This window comes from Pedobacter africanus (assembly GCF_900176535.1).
Classification (GTDB): Bacteria; Bacteroidota; Bacteroidia; order Sphingobacteriales; family Sphingobacteriaceae; genus Pedobacter; species Pedobacter africanus.
In genome coordinates this window covers 2,499,077-2,515,778 of the sequence record NZ_FWXT01000001.1, presented here as the reverse complement: position 1 = coordinate 2,515,778, position 16,702 = coordinate 2,499,077, and the positions used below count along the sequence as shown (strand labels likewise).

15 protein-coding genes are annotated in these 16,702 nt (G+C 49.1%); 10 read left to right on the top strand and 5 right to left on the bottom strand.

Annotation, left to right across the window (positions count from 1 at the left end):
• Position 1: 1 nt before the first annotated feature.
• The 6 genes from B9A91_RS10425 to B9A91_RS10400 all read left to right on the top strand — a co-directional run bounded on the left by B9A91_RS10425 (position 2) and on the right by B9A91_RS10400 (position 6,383).
• On the top strand, positions 2–1,411 hold the full coding sequence (locus tag B9A91_RS10425) for a bifunctional UDP-3-O-[3-hydroxymyristoyl] N-acetylglucosamine deacetylase/3-hydroxyacyl-ACP dehydratase (RefSeq protein ID WP_084238271.1): 1,410 nt from the start codon (positions 2–4) through the stop codon (positions 1,409–1,411).
• Entirely contained in the window at positions 1,408–2,193 is a 786-nt protein-coding gene (lpxA, locus tag B9A91_RS10420) for an acyl-ACP--UDP-N-acetylglucosamine O-acyltransferase (RefSeq protein WP_084238270.1), read from the top strand. Before B9A91_RS10425 ends, lpxA begins: the two co-directional genes overlap by 4 nt.
• A 9-nt stretch (positions 2,194–2,202) precedes the next feature.
• Entirely contained in the window at positions 2,203–2,817 is a 615-nt protein-coding gene (locus tag B9A91_RS10415) for an ABC transporter ATP-binding protein (protein ID WP_084238269.1), read from the top strand.
• 156 nt (positions 2,818–2,973) lie between these two features.
• Positions 2,974–3,534 (top strand): elongation factor P, encoded by a 561-nt coding sequence (gene efp / locus B9A91_RS10410; RefSeq protein ID WP_084238268.1) that lies wholly within the window; start codon positions 2,974–2,976, stop codon positions 3,532–3,534.
• Positions 3,535–3,903: 369 nt separating this feature from the next.
• A complete protein-coding gene (locus B9A91_RS10405; RefSeq protein WP_084238267.1) occupies positions 3,904–4,464 on the top strand; it encodes a 5-formyltetrahydrofolate cyclo-ligase in 561 nt (186 codons plus the stop codon).
• A 101-nt stretch (positions 4,465–4,565) separates the two neighbouring features.
• Positions 4,566–6,383: an OmpA family protein gene (locus tag B9A91_RS10400; protein ID WP_394334668.1), complete on the top strand. Its 1,818-nt coding sequence runs from the start codon at positions 4,566–4,568 to the stop codon at positions 6,381–6,383.
• Positions 6,384–6,430: 47 nt separating this feature from the next.
• Here the strand turns inward: B9A91_RS10400 and B9A91_RS10395 are convergent, their stop codons facing one another.
• Genes B9A91_RS10395 through B9A91_RS10380 form a run of 4 tightly spaced genes read right to left on the bottom strand, consistent with a single transcriptional unit; the run spans position 6,431 to position 10,145 of the window.
• On the bottom strand, positions 6,431–7,402 hold the full coding sequence (locus tag B9A91_RS10395; protein WP_084238265.1) for a formimidoylglutamase: 972 nt from the start codon (positions 7,400–7,402) through the stop codon (positions 6,431–6,433).
• Positions 7,402–8,646 (bottom strand): imidazolonepropionase, encoded by a 1,245-nt coding sequence (gene hutI / locus B9A91_RS10390; RefSeq protein ID WP_084238264.1) that lies wholly within the window; start codon positions 8,644–8,646, stop codon positions 7,402–7,404. Before hutI ends, B9A91_RS10395 begins: the two co-directional genes overlap by 1 nt.
• 2 nt (positions 8,647–8,648) lie before the next feature.
• Entirely contained in the window at positions 8,649–9,419 is a 771-nt protein-coding gene (locus tag B9A91_RS10385; RefSeq protein WP_084238263.1) for an exodeoxyribonuclease III, read from the bottom strand.
• Positions 9,420–9,422: 3 nt separating this feature from the next.
• Positions 9,423–10,145, bottom strand: a complete 723-nt coding sequence (locus tag B9A91_RS10380) for a peptidylprolyl isomerase (protein ID WP_084238262.1) — start codon at positions 10,143–10,145, stop codon at positions 9,423–9,425.
• Between the two features lie 116 nt (positions 10,146–10,261).
• Between B9A91_RS10380 and B9A91_RS10375 the strand changes: the two genes are divergently transcribed.
• On the top strand, positions 10,262–10,834 hold the full coding sequence (locus tag B9A91_RS10375; protein ID WP_084238261.1) for a YceI family protein: 573 nt from the start codon (positions 10,262–10,264) through the stop codon (positions 10,832–10,834).
• Positions 10,835–10,841: 7 nt separating this feature from the next.
• Entirely contained in the window at positions 10,842–11,669 is an 828-nt protein-coding gene (gene ygiD / locus B9A91_RS10370; RefSeq protein WP_084238260.1) for a 4,5-DOPA-extradiol-dioxygenase, read from the top strand.
• Positions 11,670–11,692: 23 nt separating this feature from the next.
• Here ygiD and B9A91_RS10365 read toward each other — a convergent pair whose 3' ends face one another.
• Positions 11,693–13,093 (bottom strand): aldehyde dehydrogenase family protein, encoded by a 1,401-nt coding sequence (locus B9A91_RS10365; RefSeq protein ID WP_084238259.1) that lies wholly within the window; start codon positions 13,091–13,093, stop codon positions 11,693–11,695.
• Positions 13,094–13,137: 44 nt separating this feature from the next.
• Here B9A91_RS10365 and B9A91_RS10360 point away from each other — a divergent pair, with 44 nt between their 5' ends.
• Both B9A91_RS10360 and B9A91_RS10355 read left to right on the top strand, forming a co-directional pair.
• Positions 13,138–14,346 carry a hypothetical protein gene (locus tag B9A91_RS10360; RefSeq protein WP_144008892.1) on the top strand — a complete coding sequence of 403 codons (1,209 nt, stop codon included), beginning with the start codon at positions 13,138–13,140 and terminating at the stop codon, positions 14,344–14,346.
• Positions 14,343–16,697 carry a S9 family peptidase gene (locus B9A91_RS10355; protein ID WP_084238257.1) on the top strand — a complete coding sequence of 785 codons (2,355 nt, stop codon included), beginning with the start codon at positions 14,343–14,345 and terminating at the stop codon, positions 16,695–16,697. The genes B9A91_RS10360 and B9A91_RS10355 overlap by 4 nt, the downstream gene beginning before the upstream one ends.
• Positions 16,698–16,702: the final 5 nt, after the last annotated feature.

Here is a 16,702-nt window from a genome sequence, read left to right as displayed (position 1 = left end):
AATGAACGTTAAACAAAAGACCATAAAGAATGAGGTTTCGGTAAAGGGTGTAGGCTTGCATACCGGGGCTAACGTTACGCTCACTTTTTGTCCGGCACCGGAAAACCACGGCTTTAAATTTCAAAGGACCGACCTTCCGGGCGAGCCTGTTATAGATGCAGATTGCGATAATGTGACCGATACGGCAAGAGGAACCACCATTTCCCAGAACGGCGCCAGTGTAAGCACGGTAGAGCACGTGATGGCTTCGCTGGTGGGTATGGATCTGGATAACGTCTTGATGAAGCTTGATGGTCCGGAAACACCAATCATGGATGGCAGCGCCATCCAGTTTCTGGACGCACTGGAGAGCGCAGGTGTACAGATACAGGAAAAAGACAGGGAGTATTTTCAGATCCCGCACAACATAGCTTATACAGAACCTGACAGGAAAGTTGAGATTGTGGCTATGCCGCTTGACGACTATAGGTTTACCTGTATGATTGATTACAATTCACCGGTATTGGGCAGCCAGCATGCCGGGATAACCAGCATTGCTGAATTCAAGAAAGAGATTGCTTCCTGCAGGACTTTCTGCTTTTTACATGAACTGGAGTACCAGCTGCAGAACAACCTGATCAAGGGGGGCGACCTGAACAATGCCATTGTAATTGTAGATAAGGAAGTTACTAAAGAAGAGCTGGACCACCTGGCCAAGATATTTAAACGAAAAGCAATAGATGTTGCCCCGCAGGGAATTTTGAACAACATGGAGTTGAGGCACCAGAATGAGCCGGCAAGGCACAAATTGCTGGACATGATTGGCGACCTTGCCCTTGTAGGCGTACACCTGAAAGGTCATATTATGGCGGCCAGACCTGGTCATGCTGCCAACGTAGCTTTTGCCAAAAAAATTAAAGCAGCCATCAAAAAGGAAAAAAACAAAAAAGTACAGCATGTGTATGACCCAAGCGTGAAACCGCTGTACGATACCGTTCAGATCATGGACATCTTGCCGCACAGACAACCGTTTTTGTTTGTGGACAAGGTTTTGGAGCTTTCCAAGACCCATGTGGTTGGTGTGAAGAACGTAACCATGAACGAAGAGTTCTTTAAAGGACATTTTCCGGGTGCCCCTGTTTTTCCGGGGGTGATCCAGATTGAGGCTATGGCCCAGACCGGGGGCATCCTGGTGCTGAGCACGGTGCCCGATCCGCAAAATTACCTGACTTTGTTCCTTAAAATCGACAACGTACGTTTCAGGGCCCAGGTATTGCCTGGGGATACCATCGTTTTCCGCTGCGATCTGATGGAGCCGATCAGACGTGGAATTGCACAGATGAAAGGCGTGGGAATGGTTGCCGGAAAAGTTGTTGTGGAAGCAGAAATGATGGCCCAGATCGTTAAAGTTAAAGAAAGCGAAACTACATGATACAACCTTTAGCATATATACACCCTCAGGCGAAAATAGCTGACAATGTGGTGATTGAGCCTTTTGCGGTGATTCATAAAGATGTGGAGATTGGCGAGGGTACCTGGATTGGCTCCAATGTGGTGATCATGGATGGTGCAAGGATCGGAAAGAACTGCCGGGTATTTCCTGGGTCGGTGATTTCGGGGGTTCCGCAGGATTTAAAATTTGCCGGAGAGGTAACAACAGCCGAAATAGGCGACAATACCACCATCAGGGAGTGCGTAACGATTAACCGGGGTACAAAGGATAAATGGAAAACGGTAATTGGCAGCAATTGCCTGATCCAGGCTTATTCGCACATTGCTCACGATTGCGAGGTGGGCGATTACTGCATCTTTTCGAATAGTACTACCCTTGCAGGGCACATTACCATTGGTAATTATGTGGTTCTTGCCGGATTGGTGGCCATCCACCAGTTTGTAAAAGTGGGCTCTCATGCCTTTGTAACCGGTGGTTCATTGGTAAGAAAGGATGTTCCTCCTTATGTGAAGGCTGCACGCGAACCGCTTTCCTATGCAGGGATCAACTCCGTTGGTTTAAGAAGAAGGGGCTTCTCTTCGGAAAAGATCAATGAAATACAGGAAATTTACAGGGTATTGTTTGTAAAACACAACAATGTGACCAAGGCCCTTGACATGATAGAAGCTGAATTTAAGCCTACAGAGATCCGGGATGAGATCGTTGATTTTATCCGGAATTCAAACCGAGGGGTGATGAAAGGCTTCGGTTCAGGAAGTTAGAACCGGGCAATGACGATCAGCTTAGAGAACGTTGGCAGAAGATTTAACCAGGAATGGATTTTCAGGGGGCTGAGCTACCGGTTTGAAGCCGCAGGGAAATATGCGGTGCTGGGGCCTAATGGTTCGGGTAAATCGACCTTGCTGAGCGTTTTACTGGGCAGTTTGTCGCCCTCTGAAGGCAAGATCCATTACAAAGGAACTGCCGACATCAGGGTAGAAGATGTTTACAAAGAAATCGGCTTTGCGGCGCCTTATCTGGACCTGATCGAGGAATTCACGCTGCAGGAAACCATAGATTTTCATTTTAAGTTCAAATCGTATCATGAGGGCATGAACGCTGCAGCGGTGCTGGACCTGCTGGGACTGGTAAAATCGCAGGACAAGGCATTAAAGTACTTTTCTTCTGGGATGAAGCAGCGTACCAAGCTGGCTTTGGCCTGCTGTGCGGATACGCCGTTGTTGTTCCTGGATGAGCCGACTTCCAATCTGGATAAGCAGGGAATGGCCTGGTACCTGGGGCTGATGGAGCGGTTTACAGCAAAAAGAACGCTGATTATTGGCTCGAACCAGGAAGCTGAGTATGCTTTTTGTAACCATTTTGTGGAGCTGACGAATTATAAATAACTAAAATTTATATTTGAAAACAGGCCGGAAGGCCGTTTTTAGCGCTTAAAATACCTTTATAAAAATATTTTTAAATTACTATTGTATAATTAATAAATAGTCTTTACCTTTGCGGCACGAAAAAAGGCCGAAAGTTTAGGCACAATTTCAGAAAGAATGGCAAAAGCATCAGACATCAAAAATGGTAATATTCTTCGTTTTAACGGGGAATTGGTACAAGTAGAAGAGTTTCTGCACCGTACGCCGGGTAACCTGCGCGCGTTTTACCAAGCCAGAATGAGGAACGTAAAAACCGGTAAGCTGGTGGAATACAGGTTCCGTGTAGATGAAGAAGTAGAGATTTGCCGTGTGGAGACCAGCGATTACCAGTATTTGTATGAAGATGGCGATGCACTGGTAGTAATGGATAACAATACTTATGAACAGTTTAATATTCCTAAACTATTGTTCGGTAAAGCTGTCCGTTTCTTGAAAGAAGGAATGAATGTCATCATCGCATTTGAAAGTGATGAGCCAATTATGGCACAGACACCTTCGCATGTTGAATTGGAAATAACCTACTCAGAGCCTGCAGTTAAAGGTGATACTTCTACAAATGCATTGAAATATGCAACAGTAGAGACCGGAGTAGAGATAAAAGTGCCGATGTTTATCAATCAGGGCGATAAAGTGAAGATTGATACGCGTACAGGTGACTATATAGAAAGAGTAAAATAAGAATTTTCATAGTTTAGTTTTAGGTTTAGGTTGATTGAGGCTTCGGAGTGGTTCCCGAAGCCTTCTTTTTTGCTTTTTGTTTTGCTTCGGGATTGAAAAACAAGATGTGCCTCCGAAGCTGGAACCTTTTGGCTCGCTTCGCTTCGCCAAAAATTCCTAGGCCTCTCCGGGACAATCTTGTTTTTCTCTGGGCGCAAAGGTTAGCCGCCAAAAAGGAGGTCTTCGGGGTTTAGGTGGGGTGTTATTTATTGGCACGGAGCAGGTTTTGCAGTATACTTTTGAATAGCAGGGGCTTTTTTGGTGAACAGGGTTTGAGTTCTGGTTTGATGTCGGTTTATGTTGATGGTTGTGGTTTTGTTATCTTTGGGGATGACAAAGGCAGAGATCAGGAAACAGGCAATTTTGCAAAGAAAGGGGCTTTCGGATGCCCAGGTAGCAGCGTATAGCAGGGCTTTGCTGGAACATTTTGCTGCGCTGGATTTTTCTTCGGTTCGGACGGTGCATGTTTTTTTGCCTATCGCAGAGAAAAAGGAACCGGATACTTTTTTATTCATTGACTGGCTGGCTTCGCAGCATCCCGGGATCAGGATCATTGTGCCAAAGGCAGATTTTGAGACAGCTTTGATGCAGCATTATGTGTATGCCGGAAGGGAAGGGCTGCTGAAAAATGCTTACAATATCCTGGAACCGGCTAAAGGGGAATTGCATACAGGAGAGGTGGATATGGTACTGGTACCGATGCTGGCCTTTGACCTTCAGGGCTACCGTGCAGGTTATGGAAAAGGTTTTTACGATCGCTTTTTAGCGCGCCTGGGGGCGCAAAGGATCGGGCTGTCTTTCTTTGGGCCGGTTGAAAGGATAGATGATGTCAACACCTACGATGTGAAACTGGATTGCTGCATTACGCCGGAGCGGGTTTACTATTTTTAATTTATTGCCTTTTTTATACAGATCGCTTTTAACAGGGGTAACAAATATTCAACCCGGATGATATAGTTCCAAACAGTTTGATTTTAAACTAAAGGAATGAAATGATGAAAAGGTTAATATTAATGGTAATGGCTGTCCTGTTCAGCGGCCTTACCTGGGCGCAGAGCCCCACAAAGAACACTTCCAATGAACGCGGGGCGCGGGTCGACGATACTGCGCCTGGCAGGCTTCAGCTTTCTGCTTTTGGCGGTTTGAGTATGCCCATGGGTAAGTACAAAAACGAAATCGGCCGCGCTAAGAACGGTTATTTTGGCGGACTGGCCATAGATCAGTACTTCAGGGGCAATAAATGGGGCATCGGACTGGACGCCCGTTTCCTGAACCACGACATGCGCAAGTTCGACAGCGTATTTTTCGACAACGGCCATATCGGCACTACTTATTTCAACCACCCTTCTTTTCAGCACATTGCAGTAAGTATAGGCCCAACCTATAAGGCCGGTTCTGGTAAAGTGGATGTGGAAGCTTTCCTGCGCGGCGGGCTCTTGTTTGAAGGCTTCCCGCAGTATGCACAGTCCATTTATGTCAATGCCGCTTCTGGTCCGCCAGCGAAATTGTTTGATACCTATTATACCAGCAACTCCAAAGAGAAGACCAGGTCATGGATGGGCCTGGGCGGCATACGCCTATCTTATGCGCTCAGCAACAACTGGGGACTGTTTGCGCAGGCCGATTACCTGAGGGCTTTCGGCAAAAGCTTCGGGAAAGACTCCAGCGAGTTTTATGTTACCCGCTACAACGAAAAGAAAGCGCTCGGCACTAAGGATGTGCTGAATGTAAAAGACGGACAGCTCATTAACCTACTGGATTTCTATGAAGAACAACCCATTACTCAAAAAACATTTGTACAGGCGGTAAATGTGAGCCTGGGGATTAAATATACCTTTGGCAGCAAACGCAAACCTGCGCCTGCCCCGGTTACCAAAACGGTAGCACCGTCTGCCCTGGCAGCACCCAAGGATATCCTGGTGGTGGTTAAAGACAAGCAAACCGGTTTTGCACTGAGCGGGGTAACCGTTAAGATCAGCCGTAATGGGATCGACAATGCCTCTATCAGCAATGCCGATGGGCAGGCCGAACGGATTAAAGCCGCCGAAAAAGGCACTTACCTGATTACAGCGGTAAAAAATGGCATCGCTGCCGAGCCGGTAAACATTTCTGAACAGGATTTTAACAATGCTGGAAATGTGATCTATAAGGAGATCTTCCATGACGACCCAAGGTTTACACTGATCGGTGAAACGGTAAGGGCAAATGACAGCAGCAAACTGCCGGGAATTGGCACGGTGCTGACCAATACCGGGAACAACAGGAACATGACCCAGATTTCTGATGCAGAGGCCAAATTTGTATACCAGCTGGAACAGGCTTCAGATTATCACATTGTGGCCAGTCAGGCCGGTAAGTTCTCGCAAACCGAAAGCGTGACCACTAAAGGGCTCGACAGGAGCAAAACCCTGTATGTGACCCTGAAACTCGGGGTAAGCAACCTGGATGCCGGGGCGGTATTTGTTTTGAAAAACATCCACTATGATTTCGACAAATGGGACATCCGGGCGGACGCCGGGCGCATACTGGATAACCTGGTGAATGTAATGGCCCAGAACCCCGGTTTAAGGATAGAGCTTTCCTCGCACACCGACAGCAGGGGCAAAGATGCCTACAACCTGCGTCTGTCGCAGCAAAGGGCTGAGTCTGCAGTAAATTACCTGGTGAGCAAAGGTGTGGCTCGTGACAGAATGGTGGCCAAAGGCTATGGGGAAACCAGGCTGCTGAACCGTTGTGCAAATGGGGTAGACTGCAGTGAGGACGAACACCAGGCCAACCGGCGTACAGAAATCAAGGTATTGAAATTCTAGGGGATTGGCTGAGGGGGATAAAAGGGCTTGCATAGACAAGCCCTTTTTTATTGCTGCGACTTTATAAAATCGCTTATAAGATAGGCAATGGCCTTTGCTGTGGTCTGAGCCTGTCGGCCATCAATTAAGGTCACAGCGCCTTCGCAAATGTGTAAGTAGCTAAATTTCTTGAGCGGGGTCAACAACAGTCGCCTGATTTCATTTAAGCTGAAGCCCGAGGGGGTCATGGCGCTCGACAGGATGTTTGCTATGCAATCCAGGTCGATCTCCAGTCCGGGTGCCGCATCCATGTGTTTCAGCAGGTCGGTCCAGAATGCCGCCGGGGGCTGCGGGCTTTGCAGCATGTCGTCGAAAAATACGGCATGGATATTCGGGTTGCCGACAATGGCTTCCAGGATGTGGGTATTGTTGTAGTTCTGGTGCAGGCCAAAAAGGCCATAATTGTTCAGCAGTCCCTGCGCAAGCGCATGGCTAAAGCCATTGCCGCTGTGCCTTCCGGAGGCAGGCCTGAGGTCGGCATGGGCATCAATGTTGATCACATCAATCGCCCGTTTCAGTGCGGTTGCCGTACCTTTGATGATGGGATAGGCATTGTTGTGCCCTCCGCCTATCACGATAGGGATTTTACCTCCAGCCACTATTTTCCGGATTACAGGATACACCAGCTCATCTATTTGCTGCACTTTCTGTTCCAGGCCCTTTATGCTGGTATCGGCAGGATCCGCGATATCGAAATGCCCCAGGACCAGGAGTTCTTCGCCCCTGAGGAATCCGGTGCTTTGAATGTTCATCAGGGCTTTCAGGGCCGGATGCCAGGCTGTTGCGGCCCCGGCAATGCCATGGTTTGCCCTTATACCGATGTCTTCCGGGATGCCCAGCAAAACAAATTTTGCGCTGGAGGCCGCCAGGTCGTCCAGGCTTGCGACAAGCTGTACGCATTCGCCCAGTTTGGTTTCCCCTTCCCTGTAGCTGATCAATTCGGTCAGATCGGTCTGGCTGTATATTTTCAGGCGGTCCATCAGCTGATCTTTCCGCCAAGTACAATGGTTTCGATTTGCGACTGGCCAAAGCTGTAGGGCAGGAAGGCCAGGGAAGGCATTTTTCGGGTGATGAACAGGTTGGCCATTTTACCTTTGGCAATGCTGCCCGTCTGCCCGCTCAGCTCCAGCGCAGCAGCACCGTTTAAGGTGGCGGCATTGATGGCTTCTTCGGGACGCATCCGGAGCTTGATACAGGCCAGGGATACCACCAGGTTCATGTTGCCGGAAGGCGTAGAGCCGGGATTGTAATCGCTGGCCAGGGCCACCGGAATATCTGCGTTCATTAGTCCGCGTGCATTGGCAAAAGGGATGTTGATGTAAAACGAGCAGGAAGGCAGCAGTGTGGCAATGGTATTGCTGCTTTGCAGGCTTTGTATGACTTCCTCGTCTGTCACTTCCAGGTGATCCACTGAAACGGCATGGTGTTTTACTCCCACCTGTACGCCTCCGGATATGGAGAGCTGGTTGGCATGTATTTTAGGTTTTAAGCCGTACCGGGCAGCTTCGGTAAGCAACCTGTCGGTATCTTCCACCGAAAAGAAGCCCTGTTCGCAAAAGGTGTCCATATAGTCGGCCAGGCCTTCGGCTGCAACCCGGGGCAGCATGACGTCTGTAATCAGTTTGATATAGCCGGCATGGTCGTTTTTGTATTCGGCAGGATAGGCATGGGCGGCCAGAAAAGAGGCCTTTACCGGAATGGGGAAGCTTTCTTTGAGGCGGCGGATCACGCGCAGCATTTTCAGTTCACTGTCTGTGCTGAGGCCATAACCGCTTTTGATTTCCACGGCGCCTGTTCCCTGTCTGATCATGTCGTTCAGCCTGATGGCTGCGGATTCATAGAGCTCCTCTTCTGACGCGAGCTGTAGTTTACGGGCAGAATTTAGGATGCCCCCTCCTGCAGCGGCAATATCTTCATAGCTTTTGCCGTCTATTTTCATGACAAATTCCTCTTCCCTGGGGGCTGCAAATACGATGTGGGTATGCGAATCGCACCAGGAGGGGAAAACAAAACCGCCTTTGGCGTCGTGCCTGTGCAGGGCATTGGGCAGTTGTGCTGGCAGGCTGTCCATTTTTCCAAAATCTGCTATCTTACCGTCTTCACATAAGATCCAGGCATTGTCAATTACAGGGAGCTCCTGCATCTGCCTGCCCCGGAGCATCAGGGTGTCTTGTGGGTGTGTGCCTGTGAGGCAGCCGATATTGGTGATGAGGAGTGCTGACATGGTTATGGGTTAAGTTCTAACAAAACGGGGCAATGGTCGGAATGTATGGCATCCGCCAGGATGGCCACATGCTTTAAGCGGGCCAGCATGGGCTGTGTGGCCAGGTGGTAATCGATGCGCCAGCCCAGGTTCTTGGCCCTTGAATTGGCCCTGAAACTCCACCAGGTATAGTGGTGCGGGTCTTTGTTGAAATGCCTGAAGGTATCGATAAAGCCGTTGTTGATGAACAGCTCCATCCATTCCCTTTCTTCGGGCAGGAAGCCTGAAGAGTTGGCATTGGATTTTGGATTGTGGATATCGATGGCCGTATGGCAGATGTTATAATCGCCCGAAATGATCAGGTTAGGAAGGGTTTTACGCAGTTCGCCGATGTAATTATCAAAAAAGCGCATGAACTCGTATTTCTTCACCTGACGCTCATCACCGCTGGAACCTGAAGGAAGGTATACGCTCATCAGGGAAAAGTCGTCAAAATCTGCCCGCAGGATGCGGCCTTCTTTATCGATCCACTCTTCGCCGCAGCCGTACGCCACATGATTGGGCTTTATCCTGGTCAGGATGGCCACGCCGCTATAACCCTTTTTTTCGGCAGGGAACCAGTAGTGATGGTAGCCCAGCTGTTCAATCAGCGCAATAATTTCCGGGATTTGAGCGGGCAGGGCCTTCACTTCCTGCATGCAAACCATATCGGCATCGGTGGCCTGCAGCCAGCCGAAGAAATTTTTAGTGGAGGCAGAGCGGATGCCGTTGACGTTATAGGAGATAATCTTCATAGCTTATGATAGTTTTTTTATTTCTGCGGCAGCTTTTGCCTGTTTGGCCAGTTCTTTTTCCAGTTTCCGGGCTTCCCTGCGCTTTAAAACAGTAATGGTCATTTTTACATCTTCAAGGGGCCTGTTGTTGCCGTCTGTTTTTACGATGGCGATTTTATCGACCATCTCCAGGCCTTTCACCACTTCTCCGTATACGGTATAGTTGCGGTCGAGGTGCGGGGTGCCGCCGAGGGTTTTATAGACTTCGCGCTGGTATTGGGGCAGTTTAAATTTCAGGCGTTTGTTTTCGAGATCGTCCAGCTGGGCATCGGTAAATGTTTTGCCCTGAACAATATAGAACTGGCTTCCGCTGGAGGCCTTTTCCGGATTGTTGTCGCGTGCAGCTGCCAGTACCCCCTTTTTATGGAAAAGGCTGTCGCGGAACTCTGCCGGAACAGTATAGCCTAGGGTACCTTCGCCAAGCAAAGCCCCTGGCTGAGCGGTTTTAGAGTCCGGGTCGCCCCCCTGGATCATGAAATCTTTGATGACCCGGTGAAACAGTGTGCCATTATAAGTTCCTTTTTCTGTCAGTTTCAGGAAGTTATCGCGGTGCTGCGGGGTTTCGTTATACAAGCGGATGACGCACTCGCCCAGCGCTGTTTTGATTTTAACGTACTGATGTTTGGGTTTTGCGGAAAAAGCCGATGCGAAGCAAAGGCAAAGCATTAACGTAAAATACTTCTTCATGTTGAGTTCAATTACCCGGCTAAGTTATTTATTTAGCCGCAGAATTTCTTATCATAGGTCAACAATTGCGGCCCTGGATCGTTATAGCTTTGTAAATCATTTAAATCAAAAAGAAGATGAAGAAGGTATTTTTATTCCTGGTTGCAGTGTCAATCAGCGTTGCGTCTTTCGCACAGACTAAATGGACGGTAGATCCGATGCATTCCTTTGTTAATTTCTCTGTAAGGCACATGGGCATTTCTTTTGTTGACGGCTCATTTAAAAAATTTGACGGCTCGGTTACCGCCGCCAAGGCCGACCTTACGGATGCGAAGATCAATTTTACAGTAGATGTGAACAGCATCACAACAGGGGTGGACATGCGCGACAATCACCTGAAAACAGACGATTTTTTTAATGCCGAAAAATTCCCGGCCATGACTTTTGAGGGATCCTCCTTTAAAAAGCTAAAAGGGAACAATTATGCGCTGAACGGAAAACTGACTATCCGTGACGTAACTAAGGATGTGATCTTTAATGTGGTTTATGGCGGGACGGCCAAAGATCAGCAGGGCAATACCAAAGCAGGCTTTACGGCAACGACAACGGTAAACAGGCTGGATTATAACATTAAATACGACCCGACAGGGGCTGGTGTGGGTAAAGAGGTTAAAGTGATCCTAAACCTGGAATTTGTTCAGGCAAAATAAGTCAATCATGTCTGGATTAGCTGAATTCAAAACATTTACCGGTAACCTGCAGGAGCAGGACGGCTTGATGCCCGTTTTGTTTATCGGTCATGGTTCTCCGATGAATGGGATTGAAAACAACGCGTTCAGCACCACATGGGCTGGAATGGCCAGGGATATTCCGCAGCCTAAGGCTGTACTGGTGGTTTCTGCCCATTGGTTTACACGCGGAACGCATGTTACCGCTATGGACTTCCCAAAGACCATCCACGATTTCGGAGGTTTTCCGCAGGCCTTGTTTGATGTACAGTACCCTGCCCCGGGCGATCCGGCTTTGGCCGCAGAAACGGCCAGCCTGATTCATAGTGCTGTTGTTGGTCTGGACCATGACTGGGGCCTCGACCATGGGGCATGGACAGTAGTGCGGCACATGTATCCGCAGGCCAATATTCCTGTGCTGCAGTTGAGCATAGACTATACCAAGGCCCCCGAGTATCATTACCAGCTGGCCGGAGAGCTGTATGCCCTGCGCAAAAAGGGGGTACTCGTCCTGGGCAGCGGCAATATGGTACATAACCTGCAGATGATGAGCTGGGAAATGATCAATGGCGGTGGCTACGACTGGGCGCTGGAAATGAATGAACGGTTCAAATCCCTGATCCTGAATAATGAGCATCAGCGGTTGCTCGACTACCAGAACCTGGGCAGGGAAGCGATGCTGGCTATTCCAACGCCCGAACATTACCTGCCTCTGATGTATACCCTGGGGCTGCAGAATGCTACAGAACCCGTTTCCTTGTTTAACGATAAAGCGGTGGGCGGCTCACTCACGATGACCTCAGTCAGAATTGGTTGAGCACGTCGATGCAATTAATTCTCTCACATTAGTTTTTTCAGCCACTTGAGCAGCCAGGATTTTCCCTCATAAGGCGGATAAATGATTTTTGTGGTATTGATGCCCGGCTGAAACACTACGGCCCTTTCGTGCGAGAAGGCTTTAAAGCCAAAAAAACCATGGCTGCTACCGATGCCACTTGCATTTACGCCGCCAAATGGGAGCCGCGGATTGGAAATGTGTACCAGCACATCATTTACACAGGCCCCGCCAGATGATGTGTTTTTCAGGATATGACGGATGTTCTTTTTCGAGGAACTGAAAATGTACAGCGCCAGGGGCTTGCTTTTTTCGTTTACCCGGGCAATGGCCTCTTCCAGGTTTGCGTAAGCGATCAGTGGCAGCACCGGGCCGAATATTTCTTCTTCCATTACTGCAGTCCCCACGGGCAGCTGGCTGAGCAGGGTTGGGGATATGGATTGGCTGGCCTCCTCTTTTTCGCCGCCGAAAGCTATCCTGGCGCCCCTATTCACCGCTTCGTCTATCAATCCTGCTATTCTGTTGAAATGTCTTTCATTGATGATTTTGGCATAACCATCGGGGTTAGGCTGCCCCCCTGCTTTCAGGAACATGGCCGAAGCCGCTTGTTGGTAATGCCCTATAAAACTTTCCTGCAGCGACAGGGGCACCAGCACATAATCGGGTGCAATACAGGTTTGCCCGGCATTGAGCAGCTTGCCCCAGGCAATTTTTTCTGCCGCAACTTTCAGGTCCGCGGTTTCATCTACAATAACGGGCGACTTTCCGCCGAGTTCCAGAGTTACCGAGCTGAGGTGTTTGGCTGCGGCTTCCATCACCACCTTGCCTATGGCGGTGCTGCCGGTAAAAAAGATATGGTCGAAAGGTAGGGTCAGCAAGGCTGTAGACGTACTTGCATCGCCTTCAATGCAGCAGATTTCCTTTTCCTCAAAGCAGGCCTTAACAATTTTAGTGATAATGGCACTGGTGGCAGGGCTAAGCTCCGAAGGTTTCAGGATAGCGCAGTTACCCGCAGCAATAGCCGAGACCAGAGGCGCCATCATGAGTTGGAACGGGTAGTTCCAGGGCGAGATGATGAGGCAGGAGCCTTTGGGCTCGTACCATATGCGGTTCCGGGCCAGCAAGCTGGTCATGGTTTTACCTGCCCTTTTGGGTTTCATCCAGCTGCCCAGCTTGCTGATGGCAAAACGGATCTCACTGTAAATAAAAATCACTTCGGTTACGGCCGCCTCAAAGCGGCTCTTACGCAGGTCGCTTTGCAGGGCCGCATAAATGTCTTCCTCATGGTTTTCAATAGCGGCCATCAAAGTTTTTAATTTCTGAATTCTTTGTACCGCATTGCTGTTTCTAAGCGTATATTTATGCTTTTGCTGGGCTTCAAATATGGAGTTGAGAGTTTGGCTCATGGAACAGGTTATTACAGATCAGATTTAAATATAAGAGATACAGGATGAAAAGAAGATTGTTTTTTGTTTTCACAATGCTGCTGATGGCGCAGATCTGCAGGGCGCAAACCCTAAAAACCGGTGTGCTGGTGATTGGAAATGGGAATAATGCAATTGGTGCGGGATTTCAGTCGGCCATTTCCGGCGTAAAAACGATCCTGCTGCTGCAGGCACGGGAATACAAGCTTTCGGAAATGGACAGGAACCTGGCATCAGGGCTGGAGCTGGATTTCCTGCATAAAATGCGTAAGGCGAAAGGGATCAAAGACAGCCTGACTGCCGTTTATGTCGATGGGACAAGCGCCAATGCGGTGCTGAAGTCCTGGGGCGACAGCCTTAAAAACCTGACGGTGATCCGGAACATCAAATGGTCAAGGATCAAACGCTCGGGCAACAACTGGAATGTTCTGCTGGCCGATGGCAGGACAATAAAGCCCGAGGTACTGGTAAATGCCGACGGCAGCGGTAATGTTGACGGGGCCATACCGCTTGCAGTTAAGCCTGCCGAAACCTGGCAGGATTTCAGTTACGCAAGCAACCTTTACCGGAACAGTATTGCTGCCGGATATGCCAAAGGCAATACTACTGCTCAGTTTGTACAGCTGTACAGCCTGCTCTTACCCGAACAGGAAAACCTGGTGCTGCTGAACAGGGAAACAGAAAGCATGGCCGGAGGACAGGCAGCTGGGGCTACAGCGGCCTATGCCGTTTTTTTTAAGATCAAAACCTCGCTTTCCAACCTCAAGGCGATACAGCGCGAGTTGATCAACTATAAGCTTTCTCTTATGCCTTTTGCTGACATCCCGAATGCCGACAGCAACTGGCAGGCCATTCAGTTCATTGGCTTGTCAGGTTTTCTGAAAGCTGGGATTGCCGAGGGAGAGGCCAGGTTTATGCCGGATAAGCCTGTAACAACCGCGGAAGTAAAGGAACCCATAAAAGAATTTTATTACAAGGCCCAGATCTGGTTTGATGACTATAAATCTGCTGATATGACCCTTGGAGGGGTACTGGACCTGGTGTGCAGGGTAGGCAATAAATCTCTGGAAACGACCAGGGAGGAGGTGAAGAAGAAATGGGGCAGGGGCTATCATTTTAAAACAGAATTTGATGAGGCCAGGGTGGCTACACGCAGGGAATTTGCCGTGCTGGTGAATGAATATTTAAATCCTTTTGTGGTCAATACAGACAAAGCGGGGAGGGTGTTGAGATGAGAAAACTTGGCCTGTTGTTTTGTTTGTTTGTGTCGACGGCTTCGGCGCAGCAGCTTGCCCCGCTGACGGTAGAAAAGATCATGAGGGACCAGAAATGGATTGGCGTTTCGCCTTCAGCTTTCCGCTGGTCGGCCGACAGCAAACGGATATTTTTTAACTGGAACCCAAAGGGAGCGGCCAAAGCAGGGCTTTACCAGGTAAATGTGGCTTCCGGTAAAACAGATACGATAAAGGCACTGGCTGCCGATGAGGCCGTAGGGATGAGTTATAAGTATAATAGAGATCGTTCGATGGGGCTGGCCGAAAAAGGGGGCGACATTTATTGCTACGAACTGAAAACGGGCAAAGCCCGGAGGCTGACCCAAACTGAGGAATATGAAGGGAGCCCGATGTTCTTAAACAATGGAAATATTGCCTATCAAAAGGGCAGTAACTTTTTTGAGCTTAACCTTAAAACCAGCGAGACCCGGCAGTTGAGCAATATCGTTAAAGCTGACAAAGCGCCGGGTGGAGATAAGAAGAACACCTCAAAGAAAGATGAATGGCTAAAGCAGCAGCAAAGCGAACTGTTTGATGTGCTCAAAAACAGTAAGGTGGATCTGCCCGAACTTTTATCGGCAACGGATAAGGAAGGGGCAGACAAAAAAATGAAGCCCGTTTATATTGGGGATAAAAGGTTGAGCGACCTGGTGCTGAGCCCTGATGCACATTACCTGAGCTATAAGCTAAGGGAAGCCTCGGATAAAGAGAAAAGAACAATTGTACCCAGCTATGTTACGGCCTCGGGCTATACGGAGGAGCTGAATACCAGGGCCAAGGTTGGGGAAACCCCCGTTGCTGCTGAAATTTATATTTATGATTTGAGGAGGGATACTGTGTACAGAATCCTTACGGCACAGATCCCGGGGATCAAAGATTTACCGGATTATTTAAAGGATTACCCTGAGGCGCTGGAAGAGCGGAAAAAAAAGAATGCCGACAGGCTTGTGGAGCTTTCGGCACCGAACTGGAACGAGAGGGGCACCGCGGCGGTTATAGTGGCTGCATCGCATGATAACAAAGACCTTTGGCTGCTGAGACTGGATGCTGCAAGCGGGGGGCTGAGCCTGGTAGACCGGCAGCGTGACGAGGCCTGGATTGGCGGCCCTGGTGTAGGGGAAGTACAGTGGCTGGACAATGACCGGGTGTATTACCGAAGCGAGGCCAGTGGCTATGCACACATTTATGTGGCGGATGTACATACCGGTAAAAAAAGACAGCTGACTGCCGGAAACTGGGAGGTGCAATCTTTAAAGCTTTCCAAGGATAAACAGCGGTTTTACTTCAGTGCCAATAAGGAGCATCCGGGGATCACCCATTTTTACAGCATGGATATCACAGGTGGAAAGCTGCAGCAGCTCACCAGTATGAAAGGTGGAAATGAAGTCCTGCTGTCTCCTGATGAAAAATGGCTGGCCATTAACCATTCGTACATGAACAAGCCCTGGGAGCTGTATGTACAGCCCAATAAGGCAGGGTCAAAAGCCCAAAAGATCACCAGTTCTACCACAGCGGAGTTCAATTCCTACAGCTGGCGGGAGCCGGATATGGTCAGCTTTAAAAATCGTTATGGTGATGAGGTGTATGCCAGGGTTTATCCGGCCAAAACACCGCACCCCAACCGACCGGCAGTGGTATTTGTACATGGGGCAGGATACCTGCAGAACGTGCATTACTGGTGGAGCCAGTATTCAAGGGAGTATATGTTCAACAATATGCTTGCCGATAACGGCTACACCGTGATCGATATCGATTATACGGCCAGCTCGGGCTATGGGCGCAAGCACCGTACCGGCATTTACCGGCATATGGGTGGCAAAGACCTGAGCGACCAGGTAGACGGGGTGAAAATGCTGGTAGAAAAATATGGGGTAAACCCCAAACATGTGGGCTTATATGGCGGCTCTTACGGTGGTTTCCTTACGCTGATGGCCTTGTTTAAGGAGCAGGAGGTCTTTGCCAGCGGGGCGGCGTTACGGTCGGTGACAGACTGGGCCCATTACAATCATGGCTATACCTCGAATATTTTAAACGAGCCTTATAATGATGAGCTGGCCTATAAGCGCAGTTCGCCCATTTACTTTGCAGAGGGACTAAAGGGCAATTTGCTGATGTGCCATGGCATGGTAGATGTGAACGTGCATTTTCAGGATATCGTAAGGCTTTCGCAGCGGCTGATAGCGTTGGGAAAAGACAATTGGGAACTGGCGGTGTACCCGGTAGAAGACCATGGTTTTACCACGCCCAGCAGCTGGACAGACGAGTACAAAAGGATATATAAATTATTCGAGTCGACTTTAAAGCAGCCATAGATTTT